Source organism: Flavobacterium humidisoli (assembly GCF_023272795.1).
In the GTDB taxonomy this organism is placed as follows: domain Bacteria; phylum Bacteroidota; class Bacteroidia; order Flavobacteriales; family Flavobacteriaceae; genus Flavobacterium; species Flavobacterium humidisoli.
Map to the genome: position 1 here is coordinate 1,993,189 of NZ_CP096829.1, position 17,733 is coordinate 2,010,921.

The 17,733-nt window shown below is 33.7% G+C and carries 20 protein-coding genes and 2 tRNA genes; 11 read left to right on the forward strand and 11 right to left on the reverse strand.

Annotated elements, in window-relative coordinates; genetic code table 11:
- Positions 1-46: 46 nt before the first annotated feature.
- From M0M44_RS08900 to M0M44_RS08910, 3 genes are all read left to right on the forward strand, one after another.
- A tRNA-Gly gene (locus M0M44_RS08900) sits at positions 47-119 on the forward strand.
- 15 nt (positions 120-134) lie between these two features.
- Positions 135-220: transfer RNA gene (locus M0M44_RS08905), tRNA-Leu, on the forward strand.
- A 254-nt stretch (positions 221-474) separates the two neighbouring features.
- Positions 475-861 carry a DUF1508 domain-containing protein gene (locus M0M44_RS08910; RefSeq protein ID WP_248729437.1) on the forward strand — a complete coding sequence of 129 codons (387 nt, stop codon included), beginning with the start codon at positions 475-477 and terminating at the stop codon, positions 859-861.
- Positions 862-983: 122 nt separating this feature from the next.
- Here the strand turns inward: M0M44_RS08910 and M0M44_RS08915 are convergent, their stop codons facing one another.
- Entirely contained in the window at positions 984-1,199 is a 216-nt protein-coding gene (locus M0M44_RS08915; protein ID WP_008467260.1) for a PG1828 family lipoprotein, read from the reverse strand.
- A 320-nt stretch (positions 1,200-1,519) separates the two neighbouring features.
- Positions 1,520-2,746, reverse strand: coding sequence for a 3-deoxy-D-manno-octulosonic acid transferase (locus M0M44_RS08920; protein WP_248729438.1), 1,227 nt, complete (start codon positions 2,744-2,746; stop codon positions 1,520-1,522).
- A gap of 137 nt (positions 2,747-2,883) precedes the next feature.
- Here M0M44_RS08920 and M0M44_RS08925 point away from each other — a divergent pair, with 137 nt between their 5' ends.
- From M0M44_RS08925 to M0M44_RS08945, 5 genes are all read left to right on the forward strand, one after another.
- The gene (locus M0M44_RS08925; RefSeq protein WP_248729439.1) at positions 2,884-4,014 is read left to right on the forward strand and encodes a DegT/DnrJ/EryC1/StrS family aminotransferase; all 1,131 of its coding nucleotides are present in this window, start codon (positions 2,884-2,886) and stop codon (positions 4,012-4,014) included.
- A gap of 45 nt (positions 4,015-4,059) precedes the next feature.
- Positions 4,060-5,076, forward strand: coding sequence for a UDP-glucose 4-epimerase GalE (gene galE, locus M0M44_RS08930; RefSeq protein ID WP_095928524.1), 1,017 nt, complete (start codon positions 4,060-4,062; stop codon positions 5,074-5,076).
- Positions 5,077-5,160: 84 nt separating this feature from the next.
- Positions 5,161-6,066, forward strand: coding sequence for a DMT family transporter (locus M0M44_RS08935; RefSeq protein WP_248729440.1), 906 nt, complete (start codon positions 5,161-5,163; stop codon positions 6,064-6,066).
- Between the two features lie 48 nt (positions 6,067-6,114).
- Entirely contained in the window at positions 6,115-6,312 is a 198-nt protein-coding gene (locus M0M44_RS08940; protein ID WP_248729441.1) for a hypothetical protein, read from the forward strand.
- On the forward strand, positions 6,300-6,617 hold the full coding sequence (locus tag M0M44_RS08945; protein WP_248729442.1) for a hypothetical protein: 318 nt from the start codon (positions 6,300-6,302) through the stop codon (positions 6,615-6,617). The genes M0M44_RS08940 and M0M44_RS08945 overlap by 13 nt, the downstream gene beginning before the upstream one ends.
- A 77-nt stretch (positions 6,618-6,694) precedes the next feature.
- Here the strand turns inward: M0M44_RS08945 and fabD are convergent, their stop codons facing one another.
- Positions 6,695-7,567: an ACP S-malonyltransferase gene (fabD, locus tag M0M44_RS08950; RefSeq protein WP_248729443.1), complete on the reverse strand. Its 873-nt coding sequence runs from the start codon at positions 7,565-7,567 to the stop codon at positions 6,695-6,697.
- A 73-nt stretch (positions 7,568-7,640) separates the two neighbouring features.
- Complete coding sequence (locus M0M44_RS08955) at positions 7,641-8,003, reverse strand: DUF983 domain-containing protein (protein WP_248729444.1); 363 nt, start codon at positions 8,001-8,003, stop codon at positions 7,641-7,643.
- A 177-nt stretch (positions 8,004-8,180) separates the two neighbouring features.
- Between M0M44_RS08955 and M0M44_RS08960 the strand changes: the two genes are divergently transcribed.
- Positions 8,181-9,044 carry a helix-turn-helix domain-containing protein gene (locus M0M44_RS08960; protein WP_248729445.1) on the forward strand — a complete coding sequence of 288 codons (864 nt, stop codon included), beginning with the start codon at positions 8,181-8,183 and terminating at the stop codon, positions 9,042-9,044.
- Between the two features lie 205 nt (positions 9,045-9,249).
- On the opposite strand, the gene M0M44_RS08965 is transcribed toward M0M44_RS08960, so the two are convergent.
- From M0M44_RS08965 to M0M44_RS08985, 5 genes are all read right to left on the reverse strand, one after another.
- The gene (locus M0M44_RS08965) at positions 9,250-9,783 is read right to left on the reverse strand and encodes a YceI family protein (protein ID WP_109191894.1); all 534 of its coding nucleotides are present in this window, start codon (positions 9,781-9,783) and stop codon (positions 9,250-9,252) included.
- 256 nt (positions 9,784-10,039) lie between these two features.
- Entirely contained in the window at positions 10,040-10,270 is a 231-nt protein-coding gene (locus M0M44_RS08970; protein ID WP_248729446.1) for a (4Fe-4S)-binding protein, read from the reverse strand.
- Positions 10,271-10,435: 165 nt separating this feature from the next.
- Positions 10,436-11,152 (reverse strand): pirin family protein, encoded by a 717-nt coding sequence (locus tag M0M44_RS08975; protein WP_248729447.1) that lies wholly within the window; start codon positions 11,150-11,152, stop codon positions 10,436-10,438.
- A 483-nt stretch (positions 11,153-11,635) separates the two neighbouring features.
- Positions 11,636-11,995, reverse strand: a complete 360-nt coding sequence (locus M0M44_RS08980) for a hypothetical protein (protein WP_248729448.1) — start codon at positions 11,993-11,995, stop codon at positions 11,636-11,638.
- 6 nt (positions 11,996-12,001) lie between these two features.
- Positions 12,002-13,483 carry a helix-turn-helix domain-containing protein gene (locus M0M44_RS08985; RefSeq protein ID WP_248729449.1) on the reverse strand — a complete coding sequence of 494 codons (1,482 nt, stop codon included), beginning with the start codon at positions 13,481-13,483 and terminating at the stop codon, positions 12,002-12,004.
- A gap of 198 nt (positions 13,484-13,681) precedes the next feature.
- On the opposite strand from M0M44_RS08985, the gene aceB reads away from it, so the two are divergent.
- Positions 13,682-15,283 (forward strand): malate synthase A, encoded by a 1,602-nt coding sequence (gene aceB / locus M0M44_RS08990; RefSeq protein ID WP_248729450.1) that lies wholly within the window; start codon positions 13,682-13,684, stop codon positions 15,281-15,283.
- 191 nt (positions 15,284-15,474) lie between these two features.
- Entirely contained in the window at positions 15,475-16,755 is a 1,281-nt protein-coding gene (gene aceA, locus M0M44_RS08995; protein ID WP_248729451.1) for an isocitrate lyase, read from the forward strand.
- An 81-nt stretch (positions 16,756-16,836) separates the two neighbouring features.
- On the opposite strand, the gene M0M44_RS09000 is transcribed toward aceA, so the two are convergent.
- Together M0M44_RS09000 and M0M44_RS09005 are read right to left on the reverse strand one after the other, a co-directional pair.
- On the reverse strand, positions 16,837-17,412 hold the full coding sequence (locus M0M44_RS09000; protein ID WP_073407828.1) for a Crp/Fnr family transcriptional regulator: 576 nt from the start codon (positions 17,410-17,412) through the stop codon (positions 16,837-16,839).
- Positions 17,412-17,732 carry a DUF6370 family protein gene (locus tag M0M44_RS09005; RefSeq protein WP_095928538.1) on the reverse strand — a complete coding sequence of 107 codons (321 nt, stop codon included), beginning with the start codon at positions 17,730-17,732 and terminating at the stop codon, positions 17,412-17,414. Before M0M44_RS09005 ends, M0M44_RS09000 begins: the two co-directional genes overlap by 1 nt.
- Position 17,733: the final 1 nt, after the last annotated feature.

A 17,733-nucleotide genomic window follows, 5' to 3' on the forward strand; every position in this document is an offset into this window, starting at 1 on the left:
TACGAAACAAATCAAGTGTTGCAGTTCTTAAATAGAATTTGAAAATGCGAAAATAGCTCAGTTGGTAGAGCGCGACCTTGCCAAGGTCGAGGTCGCGGGTTCGAGCCCCGTTTTTCGCTCTAAGACCATACAATGCTCGGATGGTGAAATTGGTAGACACGCTGGACTTAAAATCCAGTGAACAGCAATGTTCGTGCGGGTTCAAGTCCCGCTCTGAGTACTAAAGCCTCTTCTTTTGAAGAGGCTTTTTTTATTTGCAGACTTGCGGGTAATAAATTTACGCAGTAAATTTATTAGAATCTCAGAATCTCAGAATCTCAGAATCTCAGAATCTCAGAATCTCAGAATCTCAGAATCTCAGAATCTCAGAATCTCAGAATCTCAGAATCTCAGAATCTCAGAATCTCAGAATCTCAGAATCTCGGAATCTTGAAAAAAATCTAAAATCAATAATCTAAAATCTAAAATTTATAAATGGGTGCTTTTGTAATTAGCAAGCGATTTAATGATGAATATAAGTTTACGTTTACTTCTCGGAGGGGGAAAGTGATTTTTACGAGTTTGAGTTATGAGTTGAGGTTTGAGTGTGAAGAGGATATTGAGAAGTTTAAAGCGAATATTGAGCTTGCCAAGTTTTTGAAGTTTAAAGGTTCTGGTGGGAAATATTTTTTTAAATTGATGCTTGGCGATGTCCATTTTGCTACAAGTCGAAAATATAGTACAGAATTGCTTTTGCAGAAAGGGGTGAAAGAAATTGTGACCTATTCTTCTAGGTCGGAGATTTTGGATTTTTCTTCAAGTGAGTCAATTTTTGATGATGAGGAATCTGAAGACGAAGAGGTAGAGGAGGTGGCTGAATAAGAAAAAAGCGTTCGCAATTGCGAACGCTTTTTTTGTTTGTGGGATTTGCGAAAAAAAAAGTTGATCGCAAAAAAAAACCATCTATAGAGATGGTTTTAAAATCGTTAGAACTTAGGTTCTAATTATTTTTTTACTTCTTCTACTTTAGCAGCAGCAGAATCAACTTTAGCAGCAGCAGAATCAACAGTTGCAGCAGCAGAATCAACAACAGCAGCAGCTGAATCAACAGCAACAGCAGTAGAATCTACAGCAGGAGCTTCAGCAGCAGCGTCAGCTTTTTTACAAGATACAACAGTTAATACAGCAACAACAGCTAAACTTAAAAATACTTTTTTCATCTTACTTTATTATAAAAGGTTAATTATTAATTCGTGGCAAAGATATAAATTTTTTAATATGTAAAATATTTTTTCACTTTTTTTTTAAAATATTTTCCTTACTCACGTTTATCTTATTTATCAAAGAATATGCCAAAATTATAAATTTTTCTTAAATTATCTAATTTGTCGTCTAAATAATTTTTTATTGAATAATCTTTATGAAAATCAGTTATTTAGTTTCTTTGATTTACGGTTTATTTTGTTTTTTAAGACTATTACAGTAGAATCGTTTTGGCTTTTTTCTTCAAATTTAACATCTTTATCAAATCAAAAAGCTATTAGATGAGTTTCATAATGGTTTCTGTGGCTCCTTTGTGGTCCTGAATAAACGATTTGCAGATTTTGCTTTTTTCTTCTAGAACGTTTTTGTCATTCAATAATTGGTCAAAAATCAATTTAAGTTCTTCGCTTGTTGATATTGGCATGCAGCCGCCGATTTTTACTAAATCAACTGCTTCTGCAAAATTCGAATAATTAGGTCCAATTACAATTGGAATTCCGAAAGTAGCCGGCTCTAATATATTGTGTATTCCGGGATTTCCAAATCCGCCGCCTACATAAGCAATAGTGCCGTAACTATAAATCTTAGTAAGAATTCCAATAGTGTCTATTATGAAAACACTGTAATCGGATAAATCTTTGTTTTCTTTTTCTGAGAATAGAATCGTTGGTTTTGTGATTTTTGAAAGAAGATCTAAAATCTGATCTGGTTTAATATTGTGTGGAGCAATTATGAATTTTGTATTTTCGGGTGCTTGATTGATATATTCAGTAATTAAAATCTCGTCTTTTGGCCAAGAGCTTCCAACAACAATTGTTGGTTGGTTGTTTTTGAAATTTTCAACAAAATCAAGACGATTGTCTCTCTCTAAAATAGCATTTACGCGATCAAAACGGGTGTCGCCAGAAACAATTACGTTATTGAATCCAATTCCTTCAATTTTTTGTTTTGAACTTTCATTTTGAACAAAAAAATAAGTAAAAGTATTTAATGCTTTTCTGTAAAAACCGCCATACCATTTAAAAAATGTCTGATTGTCTCTGAAAATTCCCGAAATAAGATAAGTTGGTGTTTTGCTTTTTTTTAATTCATTTAAATAGTTAAGCCAGAATTCGTATTTGATAAAAAAAGCAAATTCGGGATGAACCAGTTTTAAAAATCTTTTCGCATTACTTTTAGTATCAAGTGGTAAATAAATGGTCACATCGGCAACTGTGTTATTTTTACGCACTTCGTATCCAGATGGTGAAAAAAAGGTTACAATGATTTTATGTGAGGGATATTTTTCTTTGATTTTTTCTATAACAGGAAGTCCTTGTTCATATTCGCCAAGTGAGGCAGAATGAAACCAGATTGTTTTGTCGTCTGCTTTAATTTTTTCTTCTAATATTGGAAATACATTTTTTCGGCCTTCAACAAAAAGCTTAATTTTCGGACTAAATAGTGCTATGATTTTTAAGAAAAATCCTGCGATGTAAATGGTTAGATTGTATGAAAAAAGCATGTAATTTTTTTTGCAGCTAAATTACATTTCTTTCGACTATTTTCATTGGTTTGAAGCTATTAATAACTATTTTTGTTCCTCCTTTTAGAGATTTCTGCCTGAAAACGGTGTCTTTAATTTTTTTAAATAGATTCAAAATGAAAAAAATACAAATGGTTGACTTAAAGAGTCAATACGAAAAAATAAAATCAACTGTAGATGCTTCGATCCAAGAAGTTTTAGATACAAATACTTATATCAACGGACCTTTAGTTCATCAGTTTCAAAAAAATCTTGAAGATTATTTAGGAGCAAAACACGTTATTCCCTGTGCGAATGGTACAGATGCGTTGCAGATTGCAATGATGGGACTTGGTCTTCAGCCTGGAGACGAAGTTATCACTGCTGATTTTACTTTTGCAGCAACTGTTGAGGTGATTGCTTTATTGCAATTAACTCCAGTTTTAGTTGATGTAGATTTGCATAATATGAACATTGATATTGATGCAGTGAAAAAAGCAATTACGCCCAAAACAAAAGCAATTGTTCCTGTGCATTTATTTGGACGCGCTGCAAATATGGATGCGATTATGGAAATTGCCGCTCAATACAATTTATATGTGATCGAAGATAATGCTCAGGCAATTGGTGCTGATTATATTTCTAAATCTGGTTCAAAAACCAAAGTAGGAACAATCGGTCACGTCGCAGCAACTTCATTCTTCCCGTCTAAAAACTTAGGATGTTATGGAGATGGAGGAGCAATTTTTACAAACGATGATAAATTGGCTCACATTATCCGCGGTATTGTAAATCACGGAATGTACGAACGTTACCACCACGATGTTGTAGGTGTAAATTCACGTTTGGATAGTATTCAGGCTGGAGTTTTAAATGCAAAATTGCCACTTTTAGATGAATACAATCAAGCACGTCGTTTGGCTGCAACTAAATACAATGCAGCTTTCGCTGGAAATGCACACATCATAACTCCAGATTTTGATGCAAACGAAAATGATCATGTTTTTCATCAATATGTATTAAGAATCATCGATGCAGATCGTAATGCCTTAATGCAGCATTTATTGGATAAAGGAATTCCTTGTGCAATTTATTATCCAATTCCGCTTCATTCTCAAAAAGCATATTTAGATCCTCGTTATAAAGAAGAGCAATTTCCTGTAACAAATCAATTGGTTCAAGAAGTAATTGCTTTACCAATGCATACAGAACTTGATGATGAGCAGATTAAATATATTACAGACAGCGTAATTGAATTTTTGAAATAAGAAATTTTAAGTATTAGCCAAAATATAACCACAAACAACCACGAAATGAAAGTATTAGTAACAGGAGGATTAGGATTTATTGGATCTCACACCGTAGTCGAATTGCAGAATGAAGGCTTCGAAGTAGTGATTATTGATAATCTTTCCAATTCTTCAGAAGATGTTTTAAATGGAATTACTGCAATTACAGGAAAAACACCTTTATTCGAAAAATTAGATTTAAGAGAAAAGACTGCAGTGCAGGATTTTTTTAAAAAACACAATGATGTTACTGGGGTAATTCATTTTGCAGCTTCAAAAGCGGTGGGAGAAAGTGTTGAACAGCCTTTATTGTATTATGAAAACAACATCAGCAGTTTAATTTACCTTTTACAGGAATTACAGCAAAAACCAGAAGCAAGTTTCATTTTCAGCTCTTCTTGTACAGTTTACGGTCAAGCCGAAAAAATGCCAATTACGGAAGATGCTCCAGTTCAAGCGGCAATGTCTCCTTATGGAAATACAAAACAGATTGGCGAAGAAATCATTACAGATACTGCTAAAGTTACTAATATCAGTGCTATTTTATTGCGTTATTTTAACCCAGTTGGAGCACACGAATCAGTAGAAATTGGAGAATTGCCTTTGGGTGTTCCTCAAAATTTAGTGCCTTTTATTACACAGACGGGTGTAGGATTGCGTCAAGAATTATCTGTTTTTGGTAATGATTACCCAACTCCAGATGGAACTGCAGTTCGCGATTATATTCACGTTGTTGATTTAGCAAAAGCTCACGTAATTGCTTTGCAGCGTCTGTTAAACAAAAAGAATTTAGCAAAAGTTGAAACCTTCAATTTAGGAACTGGAAAAGGAAGTTCTGTTCTTGAAGTGATTCATAGTTTTGAAAAAGTCAGCGATAAAAAATTGCCTTATAAGATGATGCCTCGTCGTGAAGGTGATATTACTGAAGCTTACGCAAATACTGATAAGGCAAATAATGTCTTAGGATGGAAGGCTGAACTAAGTTTAGATGAAGCTATGGCAAGTGCTTGGAAATGGGAACAGAAAGTGAGGAATAAATAAATTCTTTATTAGTTAAAATTATAAAATTTTAAGATCCCAAATTATAGCAGTATAGTTTGGGATTTTTTTAGCGTATTAATTAACATGAAACAAAGTTTAGATTATAAATTAATATTTGCCTTAGCGGCCGTTGGAATTATTTGGGGAACTACCTTTTTGGAGATTAGAGTTGCGGTTGAGACTATTCCGCCTTGGTTTGTAACTTCAATTCGTCAGGGATTGGCGGGAATAATCATGATGATTATTTTATTGTTCAAAAAAGAATTGAAATGGATTGGGTGGGAAAATTTAAAACACCAGCTTGTTCCTTCTGTGTTAATGATAGTAATAGCAAATGGTTTTACAACCGTTGCAGAACAGACTGTGCCAAGCGGATTGGCTTCGGTAATCAGTGCTATGGCTCCTATACTTATTTTTCTGGGCAGTATATTATTTAAATTACAAAAACCAAGTTTAAGAGGATTTGTTGGAGTTATAATAGGGTTTTCGGGAGTTGTTTTTATATTTAAAGACGGACTAGGATCTTTTTTAGATGCCGATTACAGAATTGGAATGATGTTTATGGGGTTTGCGATTACTGCTTGGGCTGGTGGAACAATTTATACCAAACTTCATGGGAATAAATCTAAAAATATAGTTCTTAATTTATTTTACCAGTTTACAATGGCTTCGTGCATTCAGATTGTTTTGGCATTTATTTTTTCGCCCAATATTGATGTGAGTTTATGGAGTTCTAAAAGTATTTTCGCAGCATTATATCTGTCGATTTTCGGGTCTGTAATTGCTTTTTTTAGTTATAATTATGCTCTGAAACACGTTACGCCGGTTCAGGTTTCTATTTTAGCTTATATCAACACTATAATTGCGGTATTTTTTGGTTGGCTTATTTTGGATGAAAAAATTACAATTGATTTTATAATTGCAACTATCCTGATCATTTTGGGAGTTTTTATTATTAATTACAAAAAGAAGGAAAAGAAAACTTTATAAATTGATTTAGTTTATTTTGTAAATTTGTAGGATTAAAATGTAGGAATAATGGATTCGGATAAAGAAAATAAAAAGATTAACAAGGTCGAAGAGCCAAGAGTAGAATACGAAATTCAAAAACCAAAATTTAAAGGAATAGATCCTGAAACTTTTGATTTTGATACCGAGTTTGCGAAGGGTTTAACTCCAGAGGAATTTAAAGAGGAAATGTATAAAAGAATAAAAGCTTATCCTTGGAGAAAATAATTTTTAAAGAAACGGTTCTTGAATATTTTGATGATTTGCTTCTTATTCTTTTTGAAGACGAATATTTTGGTTTTCCTGATTCTGCTCGAAACTATGTAAATAAAATAGTTGATTTTATTTTTTCAAGTATATCAAGCTTTCCACATAAGAAAACTCCAGTTACTCTCCAATATTTAGGCTCAGATTATATTTTCTATAAAACTAATTCTAGAACGACTTGGTATATCTTTTTTGAAATAAGTAATCAAAATTATTTGATTACTGGAATTATAAATAATTACAGTGAAGAAGCAAAAGAGTTATAAAATAAAATCCTCATAAACTGATTAAAGCTTATGAGGTTTTTTTTATGAGTATAGTTTTAATTGACACTAAAAACTAATTAAGCATTAGCCGTAGCAGCTTCTTTATCAATTTTATTAATCAATCCAGTTAAAACTTTTCCTGGACCAACTTCAGTAAACAAAGTAGCGCCATCAGCGATCATTTGCTGTACAGATTGAGTCCATTTTACAGGAGCCGTTAACTGAATAATTAAGTTCTTTTTAATTTCGTTTGCGTCAGAAACTGCATTTGCCGTAACATTTTGATACACTGGGCAAATTGGAGCAGAGAAAGTTGTAGCTTCAATTGCAGCAGCTAATTCTTCTCTTGCAGGTTCCATCATTGGTGAGTGAAATGCACCTCCAACAGGTAAAATTAAAGCACGTTTTGCTCCTGCAGCTTTCATTGCTTCACAAGCTTTTTCAACAGCTGTAGTTTCTCCTGAAATAACCAATTGTCCAGGGCAGTTGTAATTTGCAGCAACCACAACACCATCGATAGAAGCGCAAACTTCTTCTACTACATTATCAGCTAAGCCTAAAACTGCGGCCATTGTTGATGGAGTGATTTCGCAAGCTTTTTGCATAGCCAAAGCACGCTGAGAAACTAATTTAAGACCATCTTCAAAAGATAAAGTTCCGTTAGCAACCAAAGCAGAAAATTCTCCTAATGAATGCCCTGCAACCATTTCAGGTTTGAAATCTTCTAAAGTTTTAGCTAAAATAACAGAGTGTAAAAACACAGCTGGTTGCGTTACTTTAGTTTCTTTTAGTTCTTCGGCAGTGCCTTCAAACATGATATCTGTAATTCTAAAACCTAATATTTCATTAGCTTTTTCGAATAATTCTTTGGCTAAAGCCGAATTTTCATATAAGTCTTTGCCCATCCCTGTGAATTGTGCACCTTGACCTGGAAATACGTATGCTTTCATTTGTCTAATTTAATTTTTACTTTTTTTTAAAATTGAAAATTAGTTTCAATTGGAAGGCAAAAGTACTATTTTTTTAGCTCGTATAACCCTTAAACATATAAATCCACGCTAATCTTGAAAATCTCAGATTAAAAGGAGTGAGTAAAGTAATCACAATAGCAATAATAGGAAGGATTCTTAAATCGAAGTTTGTTTCGAAAAAATACTGTGCAATACAATATGTTGCAATTCCTTGAGCAACTGTTAATCCGTAGTTTACATACATAGCACCAAAGAAATAACCAGGCTCTTTTTGGAATTTATAATTGCAATGGCTGCAGTATTCATTCATTTTTGGAAAACTGAAATTCAGAAAAATATTTTTGTCTGTAAAAACTTTTCCTTTATGACAAACAGGACATTCGTTTTTTAAAATATGAGTTAATGCGTTTGACATGATATTGTTGATTTTTGTTTATACAAAGGTAATTCAGAGCATTATAAAAGTCTTTTTAGTATCTTCGCTTATTGTAGCACAATAAAGACATTATGAGTGAAATTCCAATAAAAAAAATCTAAATTCCAAAATCTGAAATTGCAAATTCCAATTCGAAAATCTACAATCTAATCGCTTATGAAAAAATATCCCATTTATAGTGTTCAGAATTTTAGCTGTAACGATATTCATCGAGATTTTTATGTCAATACTTTTGCAGAACATTTAAAAAATCACAGTTTTGTAGAAGAACCGCACCGACATGATTCGTACTTAATGGTCTTTTTTACAAAAGGTTCGGGATTGCATGAAGTCGATTTTGATCAATTTGATATAAAAAGAGGAAGTCTTTTTGTGTTACAGCCTGGGCAAATGCACCATTGGAATTTATCGGAAGACATTGAAGGTTTTGTTATTATTTTTTCTCAAGAATTGTACAATTTATACTTCGGACAAAAAAAAATCAACGATTATAATTTTTACCATTCCATTCAAAACCGTCCCGAAATGGTTTTTGAAGAAAAAGAAATTCCTAACATTCTTCCTTATTTCGATTTATTGATTCAAGAAAATATTCACAACAATAAATATCAATTAGATAAATTGTTGAACTTGCTCGATTGCATTCATATAGAAGTAGCCAGAAAATATGGAGAAACATATTCGCATCAAACGCATTCTTACAATATTAAAATAAATAAATTCGAATCGCTTTTAGAAGAATATTTCAGAACCGAGAAACTACCTTCATTTTACGCAGAAAAACTAAATATCACACTGAAACATTTAAACAGAATCTGCAACGAAATTCTCCAAAAAACAGCAACAGAAGTAATCACAGATCGTGTTATTCTCGAAATAAAAAGAATGCTAATCGATAAGCAATTAGCTGTAAATGAAGTTGCCTTTAAAGTAGGTTATGAGGACTATTCGTATTTCTCGAGATTCTTCAAAAAACAAACCGGAATGTCGCCAACAGAATTTAAAAATACAGTGCGGTGAATTTTTAGGTTTGCCACGAATTACACGAATTACACTAATTTTTTTCTCGCAAAGTTGAAATTGTGCCACAAATTAAAAATCCAAATAATCTTTTTAATCTGTGGCAAAAAAAAAATCTTGGAAATTAGTGCAATTAGCGGCAAACAAAAAAGCCCTACAAATGCAGGGCTTGAATAACCAACCAATTAAATCCGAGAATGCTTAATTAGGCTTGTTTTACAAATTGTAATTCAATGTTTAAACGAACTTCTTCACCTACTAAAACACCACCTGTTTCAAGAGCTGAGTTCCAGTTTAAACCCCAATCTTTACGATTGATTTTTCCTTCTATGCTTAAACCTACTTTTGTATTTCCCCAAGGGTCAGTCATGATTCCGCTAAATTCAACTGGGAATTTTACTGTTTTAGAAACACCTTTAATGTCTAAATCTCCAGTTAATTCAAATTCACCATCATTAATTTTTTTGAAAGCAGAAGATTTAAAAGTTAATTTTGGATGATTCTCAGCGTCAAAGAAATCACCGCTTCTTAAATGTCCGTCACGATCTGCATTAGCAGTGTCGATTGAAGCGATATCGGCAGAAAAACTAAAATCTGCATTATCAAAACTTTCCCCTTCTGTGATTGCAGAAGCATCATAAGTTCCGAATTTTCCTGAAACATTTGTAAACATCATGTGTTTAACTTTAAAACCAATTTCTGAGTGAGTTGGGTCAATTGACCATTTTGTAGTTGCCATAATTTTATTTTTTAAATAATTAATTTCATTTTGATAGGACAAAGTTACGGTGACAGTTGTCCTGGAGCACTTAACCTAGATTAAGAAATGAAAAATGTAAAGGTTTTTGCCACAGATTAGAAGGATTAAAAGAAATATTGCCACGAATTACACGAATTTCCACAAATTTCAATTCAATTTATTTCGAGCAGTTGGTGGCGAAAAAAATCAATTTAATCCTTCTAATCTGTGGCTGGAAAAAACTAATGTTTAAAGCTTAGCTTTTGCTATTCATATAAAATGTCAACGCTCCCGACGGACATTTATTAACAGTAGAAATTATTTTCTCAGTTGTAGATTGTTCTGGAGTAATCCACGGTTTTTCTTTTGGACGAAAGACATCCGGATTGTTTTTTACGCAATTGGCAGAATGAACGCATTTTCCAGATTGCCATACAATCGTAACTTCTCCGTTTGTATATTCTTTAGTTAGGTTATTTGGATTCATGGTTTAAAATTTTACTGATGAATTTAATTTTAAAGTCAGAACAGTTTTCGTATTTATAAAGTTAGTCTTTCTTTTTTAAAATCGAACAAAAAAAGAAACGATAACAGTCTCATTTACAGATTTGTTATCGTTTCAAAGTACAGGTATTAATTGTTTTTGTTTGAATTAATAATTCATCGGAATGTCCATTAATAAAAATTCAGCGTCTGTGTTTGCTTTAATGTTTAAAACATCAGTTCCTGAAATTCCAACCGCATCACGAGAATTTAATTCCTGACCGTTGATGGTTACATTTCCTTTTAAAACGAAAGCATAAACTCCGTTTCCTTCTTTTTTAATTTTATATTCAGCAGTAACGTCAGCATCAAAGTTACCCATATTGAACCAAGCATCTTGGTGAATCCAAACACCTTCATCGTCTGGATTTGGAGATAAAACTTGAGATAATTTATTACGTCTGTCTTCAACATCCAAAGTAATCTGCTGATAACGTGGCGTCACGTTTCTTTTATTTGGAAACAACCAGATTTGCAATAATTTAGTTTGTTGATCAGCATTTGGGTTGAATTCGCTATGCTGAATTCCTGTTCCAGCACTCATTACCTGAATGTCTCCGTTTTTAATTACTTCAGTATTTCCCATGCTGTCTTTGTGAGCCAAATCACCTTCAAGCGGAATTGTAATAATTTCCATATTATCGTGAGGATGCGTTCCAAAACCCATTCCGCCCGCAATTGTATCATCGTTCAAAACACGAAGGGCTCCAAACTGAATTCTATCTGGATTGTACCAGCTTGCAAAACTAAAACTATGATAAGCGTTTAACCATCCATGATTTGCATTTCCTCTTGTGTCTGCTTTGTGCAATATTATATTTTCCATGATTTTGTCTTTTATTGATTTTGATAGTACAAAGATACCGCCAAGGTCAAGGAAAAGCACTTAATCTAGATTAAGAAAGGTTTTTTAAAGGTTCTGAGGTTCTAAAATGCTATCCCGAAGCTTCGGGACAAAGGTTTTTCTGGAGCAGAAATTTGGTTTTCAAAAGACCTGACGTCCCGCTATCCGTTCCAATCTTTTGTGGTGAACCCCACCACAAAAGGATTTCCACTTCTATCGGGGCTAAATAAGAAGTTTTTGTTTTCAGAAGTAGAAAAGTAAAGTAACCATGCAGTTTGTCATCTCGACGAAGGAGAGATCACACAAGTGGCTCGACAAAGATTGACGATTATAGGATTGGAGTTTCTAGTGTGATCTCTCCTTCGTCGAGATGACAAGATTGTGAGAAGATATGTTTAGGTAATTATACTCAAAGTGAAATAAAACTTTGCGGCTTAGCTTCTTCGAGATTATTAAAAATTTCTATTACTTAATCCTAATCAATTTCCCTTTCCCAACCACTTCATCAAGATAATTCGCAGCAGAACTTTTCTTATCATGCATGTAAAATAGAATCGTATCTTTTGTAATCTGATCTTTTGGAATACTGATAATCAAATCAGTATTAATAAAATTATCTAATAATATTACATTGCCATAAGAAACTTTTCCTTTTGGTAAATACTTGTTATCAAAAGCAAAAATGCTATCCTTAAAAGTGATTTTATCTTTTTGGATATAGGAATTGTCATCTTCTATTAAATAATTATAACGGCCAGTAAGTTTGTCCGTTTTCTGGCTGAAGTTAATAGAAAGTATCGTTATTAGTAAAGCAAAATATTTCATGGCAATCTAGCTGTATTGATTCATAAACTGCTGTACAACAGCATCTGTATTCTCGTGGCGTTTTTTTCTTTCTAAAACAATTGGCGGGGCAGCTCTTTCTAAACAATCTTGTACGGCACAAGTTTCGCAAGTTACACCAACAATTCGTTTCACCAAAGGTTTTCCGTCTATGAATTTGAATTTCTTTTTCATTGTTGGATTAATCAAAATTCCAACAGAAATACTTCGAATGGTATCCTGTAAAAAAGGATCTTTTGTAGCCGATGAAAAAACCAAATATTCGTTTCCGCTATTCGCATAACTGGATATTTGCGCATCAAAAAAATGCGATTTGTTTTGTTGGATCGCTTCGTCAATTGTTTTTACCGAAACCCACCTTCTGCAATAATGTTCGTTTGTTTCGTTGGCGTGCGGTTCCTGCTGATGTGTAATATGCAACTCTTTATTGATCTGGTAAAAATCAGAATCGATTTTATGTGATAATCTTAAAAAGAATAAGTTTTTCAGCTGAAAATCTTTTGGTAATAAATTGGTCAATCGCTGATAAAACGATTCAGGCGAAACTTCAAAGCTTTCAATTAATTGAACAAATTCTTCGGGTTTTGGATTTTCGTTTTCCAAAAAAGAATTGATTTTATCAACAACTAATTTTCTCGGCAATAATAAAGCGCCGGCAAAATAAGAAGCATAAAAATTATGCAAAACCTGATCGAAATTTTCAAACTTAATCCAGCTGAAAGTCAGTAATCGATCGGATATTTTTAGATAATTATAAGCTATTTCTTTAGCCAAAATAAAAGCTTTCTGCGGTGCATCTAATTCGGTCGAAAGTAATAAAGTTCTGCTTTTTGGAACATAAATCGAACGCAAATCGCCTAAAGCTTCTTGATCTATAAATGCTATTTCTTTGATGTTGTATTCGTATTCTTCTTTTAGAATTGCTTCCAGTTCTTCAATGCTGATTTTAGAATCCAGATTGATCTGAAAAGACTTCGAAAATGCAATTACTTTTTCTTCTAAATCTTCAAAATAATTACTGTGGGCTTCCTGATACGAACGTAAAGCAGCCAAAAAGAAACTTTCTCGGCTTAAATTATAATGCTGTGCAATTTCAATGATCGTACTAATAAAAGCATTGACTTTAGCTGGAGCGTTGGCAATTATATCAATTAAATCGGCTTCCTGAATTCCGAAAAGCTCAAGCGGAATTTCTTTTAGAATTCCTGATTTTAAAATTTCGCCAATAGGAGCGAGGTTATTATCGAGTTTTAGAGAAACCATTTGGTCATAAGTCACGTCCAAATGTTCGCAAAGCAGTAAAATTTTATCTGTTTTTGGATATTTTTTTCCCTTTTCAATCTCGTTTAAGTACGATTTTGAAAGATTGGTCAGTTTGGCCAAACCAAAAAGAGACAAGTTTTTTTGTGTACGAACTTGTTTCATTTTTAGCCCAAAAATCAGCTTTATATAGTCTTTTTCGATATCCATAATCCAAATGTAAGTAATCTAAAAATAATCGCCAAAAAAATATTTTTTAAATTTAGCGAACGTTCGCTTGTTTTGTAAAAAACTTTTTTATAACATTGTATCGTTGAAACTTGTTAATTGTGAGTTAGTTATGGTTAAGTTGTTTTGATGGGAAAAAGAAGATTTGTTTAGTTAATTAAAAAATTAAAATCTGCAGCAATGAAAAGCCAATTAGAGATTACCGAAACGGCGATGGAATTTTTAGCCGAAAAGAAGCTTCGTTATCCAAAAATATGGACAGAAGAAGCGATTGTTTTTATAACTGAATTGCATAGAAAATTCGAATCACAGCGAAAACTATTGCTTTTACAGCGTGAGCAGAAACAAGTCAATTTTGATCAGGGAATTATGCCTGTTTTTACTCCTGAAACAAAAAGCATCAGAGAAAGTAATTGGACAGCTGGAGAAATTCCTAAGGATTTACTGGATCGAAGAGTGGAAATTACTGGACCAGTTGATCGTAAAATGATCATCAATGCTTTGAATTCAGGTGCCAAAACATTTATGGCTGATTTTGAAGACAGCACTTCGCCAACTTGGCAAAACCTGATGGATGGGCAAGTGAATTTAATTGATGCAGTAAAAAAAACAATAACGTTTACTGATTTGGTGAAACAGAAATCGTATCATTTAAATGAAAAAACAGCAACGTTAATTGTGCGTCCGAGAGGTTTGCATTTGTCAGAAAAGCATGTTTTAATTGAAGGAAAAGAAGTTTCGGGTTCTTTGATAGATTTTGGACTGTATGTTTTTCATAATCATAAACGCCTTTTGGAAAACAATTCTGGACCCTATTTCTACATTCCGAAATTAGAACATTATCTGGAAGCACGTTGGTGGAATACTGTAATTGACTTTACTGAGGATTATTTGAAACTGAAAAGAGGAACGATAAAAGTGACGGTTTTAATTGAAACCATAACAGCAAGTTTTCAGCTAGATGAAATTATTCACGAATTGAAAGAACATATCGTAGGCTTGAATTGCGGACGCTGGGATTATATTTTCTCTTACATCAAAAAGTTTAGAAAAAATCCAAAATTCATTGTTCCAGATCGCGATCAGGTAAATATGACCTCACCTTTTATGAATGCGTATTCCAATTTGGTTATTCAAAGATGTCATAAAAGAGGTATTCATGCCATTGGCGGAATGGCAGCACAGATTCCGATTCGAAACAATGAAGAAGCCAATGCAGTTGCTTTTGCAAAAGTAAAAACCGATAAAGAGCGTGAAGTTCGAAACGGTCACGACGGAACCTGGGTAGCACATCCAGATTTGGTTAAGGTTGCAAAAGAAGTTTTTGATAAAGGAATGCCGACTCCAAATCAGATTCATATTAAAAGAGAACATCGAAAAATTACAGAAGCCGATTTGATTGAACCGCCAATTGGAATCATTACTGAAAATGGCATTCGAAAAAATATCAATGTTGGAGTTTTGTATTTAGCTTCATGGCTGAATGGACAAGGCGCTGCAGCATTGCATAATTTGATGGAAGACGCAGCAACGGCCGAAATTTCGAGATCGCAATTGTGGCAATGGCTTCAAAATAAAGTGCTTTTGGATAATGGACGAAAATTAGATTTGTCTTATTATCATGAATTGGCTTTAGATGAATTCAGAAAAATCAAAGAGGAATTAGGCGAAGAAAATCATGAAAAACAACAATTTCCATTGGCTGAAAAAGTATTGGAAAGATTAGTTGTAAATCCAGATTTCGTTGATTTTTTGACGATTCCGTGTTACAAATATTTATAAAAAAAATCTGCTGAATTTGCGAGATCTGCGGGCGAATAATTTTCTCACGCAGATTTGGCAGATCAGGCAGATCGAATGTGAATGAAAAGATCTGCGCAGATCTTCCGAATACTATTTATTTAAGTCCAGTTAAAACTGATAACTGAGACTGAAAACTATAAACTTTACTAACCACTTTAACTATACTATTTATGAAAACAACAGAAGACAGAATTCAGGAATTGATTAACGATTGGATAACGAACCCAAGATGGAAAGGTGTTGAACGTCCTTACACTGCGAGTGAAGTAGTTACGCTTCAGGGTTCGTATAAAATTGAGTATTCTATTGCGAAAATGGGTGCAGAGAAATTATGGAGAAAGTTAAAAAGTCAGGATTATGTTGCGGGTTTAGGCGCTTTGACTGGGAATCAGGCGATTCAGGAAGTCGATGCGGGTTTAGAAGCGATTTATTTAAGCGGATGGCAGGTTGCTGCTGATGCAAACCTGGCGGGAGAAATGTATCCAGACCAATCGCTTTATCCAGTAAACAGCGTTCCGATGGTGGTAAAAAAAATCAACAATGCGTTGTTGCGTGCTGATCAGATTCAGATTGTAAATAATATTGAAGATAAAAAAGATTATTTAGTTCCGATTGTAGCTGATGCCGAAGCGGGTTTTGGTGGAAACTTAAATGCTTTCGAATTAATGAAATCTATGATTGAAGCAGGAGCTTCAGGAGTTCATTTTGAAGATCAGCTGAGTTCTGCTAAAAAGTGTGGACACTTAGGCGGAAAGGTTTTGGTTCCAACGCAGGAAGCAATCAATAAATTAATTGCAGCCCGTTTGGCTTCAGATGTTATGGGCGTTTCAACTTTAATTGTGGCAAGAACAGATGCTGATGCGGCAAATTTATTAACAAGCGATGCCGACCCAAGAGACAGAAAGTTTTTAACGGGTGAAAAAACGGCTGAAGGTTTCTTCTATGTAAAAAACGGGATCGATCAGGGAATTGCAAGAGGTTTGAGCTACGCACCTTATGCCGATTTAATCTGGATGGAAACCAGTAATCCAGATTTGGAGTATGCGAGAAAGTTTGCAAAAGCAATGAAAAAAGAATTTCCAGATAAAATGCTGGCTTACAATTGTTCGCCGTCTTTCAATTGGGCAGCAAAATTATCAGTAGCCGAAATGGAAACATTCAGAGAAGATTTGGCAGCAATGGGATATAGTTTCCAGTTCATCACTTTGGCAGGATTCCATGCTTTAAATACAAGTATGTTCGAATTGTCTAAAGCGTATAAAGAGCGTGGAATGGCAGGATATTCTGAGTTACAAGAACGTGAATTTGCTTTGCAAAAAAACGGATTCAGAGCTGTAAAACATCAAGCTTTTGTGGGAACTTCTTATTTTGATGCCGTACAAAATACGGTAATGTTAGGAAAATCAGCAATAACCGCAATGAAACATTCTACAGAGGTTGAGCAATTTTAATTTTTTTTCCGCCACGAATTCACGAATTATCTTTTAATAATCTTTGAGAATAAAAATTTGTGAATTCGTGGCGGAAAAATTTTATTTTTTCAAAAGTCTCGCTTTCATTTTGCTGAAAAATTCAGGAGTGACTCCAATAAAAGAAGCGATTTGTTTTTGAGGAACTTTGTGTACCAATGTTCCGTATTTTTTTGTGAATTTTTCAAAACGCTCTTCTGCCGGTAAGCTCAAATTGTCCATTAATCGCTGTTGATTAGCAACTAATGAATTCTCAATTAAAATTCTGAAAAAACGTTCCAGTTTCGGAATTTCAAGATACAATTGTTCTTGATTTTCTTTAGATAAAGAGACCACTTCTGCTTCTTCCAGAACTTCAATAAAAAGCTGACCTGGTTTCTGAGAAAAAAAGCTGTACATATCGCTCATCCACCAGCCTTCGCAGGCAAATGATAAAACATGTTCAACAATATTATCGTTGATATTGAAACTTCTTAAAATTCCAGAGTTTACAAAATACGAATGTTTGCAGACTTCTCCGGCGTTTAATAAAAGCGTTTTGGCTTTATAAGTGTTCGTTTCTAGTTTAGATAAAAAAAGCGCCTGTTCTTCTGGTGTCAGAGAAACGTGTTTGGCAATGTTTTCGAGAATTAATGCCATTATTTTTTATCGTCGATTAAAGTAAATGAAGTTGCTTTAAATCTGTCTCCTTTGATTTCTCCTGTAACCAATGCTTTACTGATCGCATTGCAAAAACCTTTTTCGGCGTGAGCATCTCCGTGATCGTGAATCGTAGTTCCGTCAACGAAATAGCTCTTTCCGTCAATGCGAACGGCTAAATCACAGCTTTTACCTTTCATTCCGAATTGGCATTCTCCACATGAAGCTTCAACGATTGTTGGTTTGTCAAATTTCTTTTTGTCTTGCGCTTGTGCTGAAATTCCAATAAATAGGAAAATCATAAATATAAGTTTTTTCATT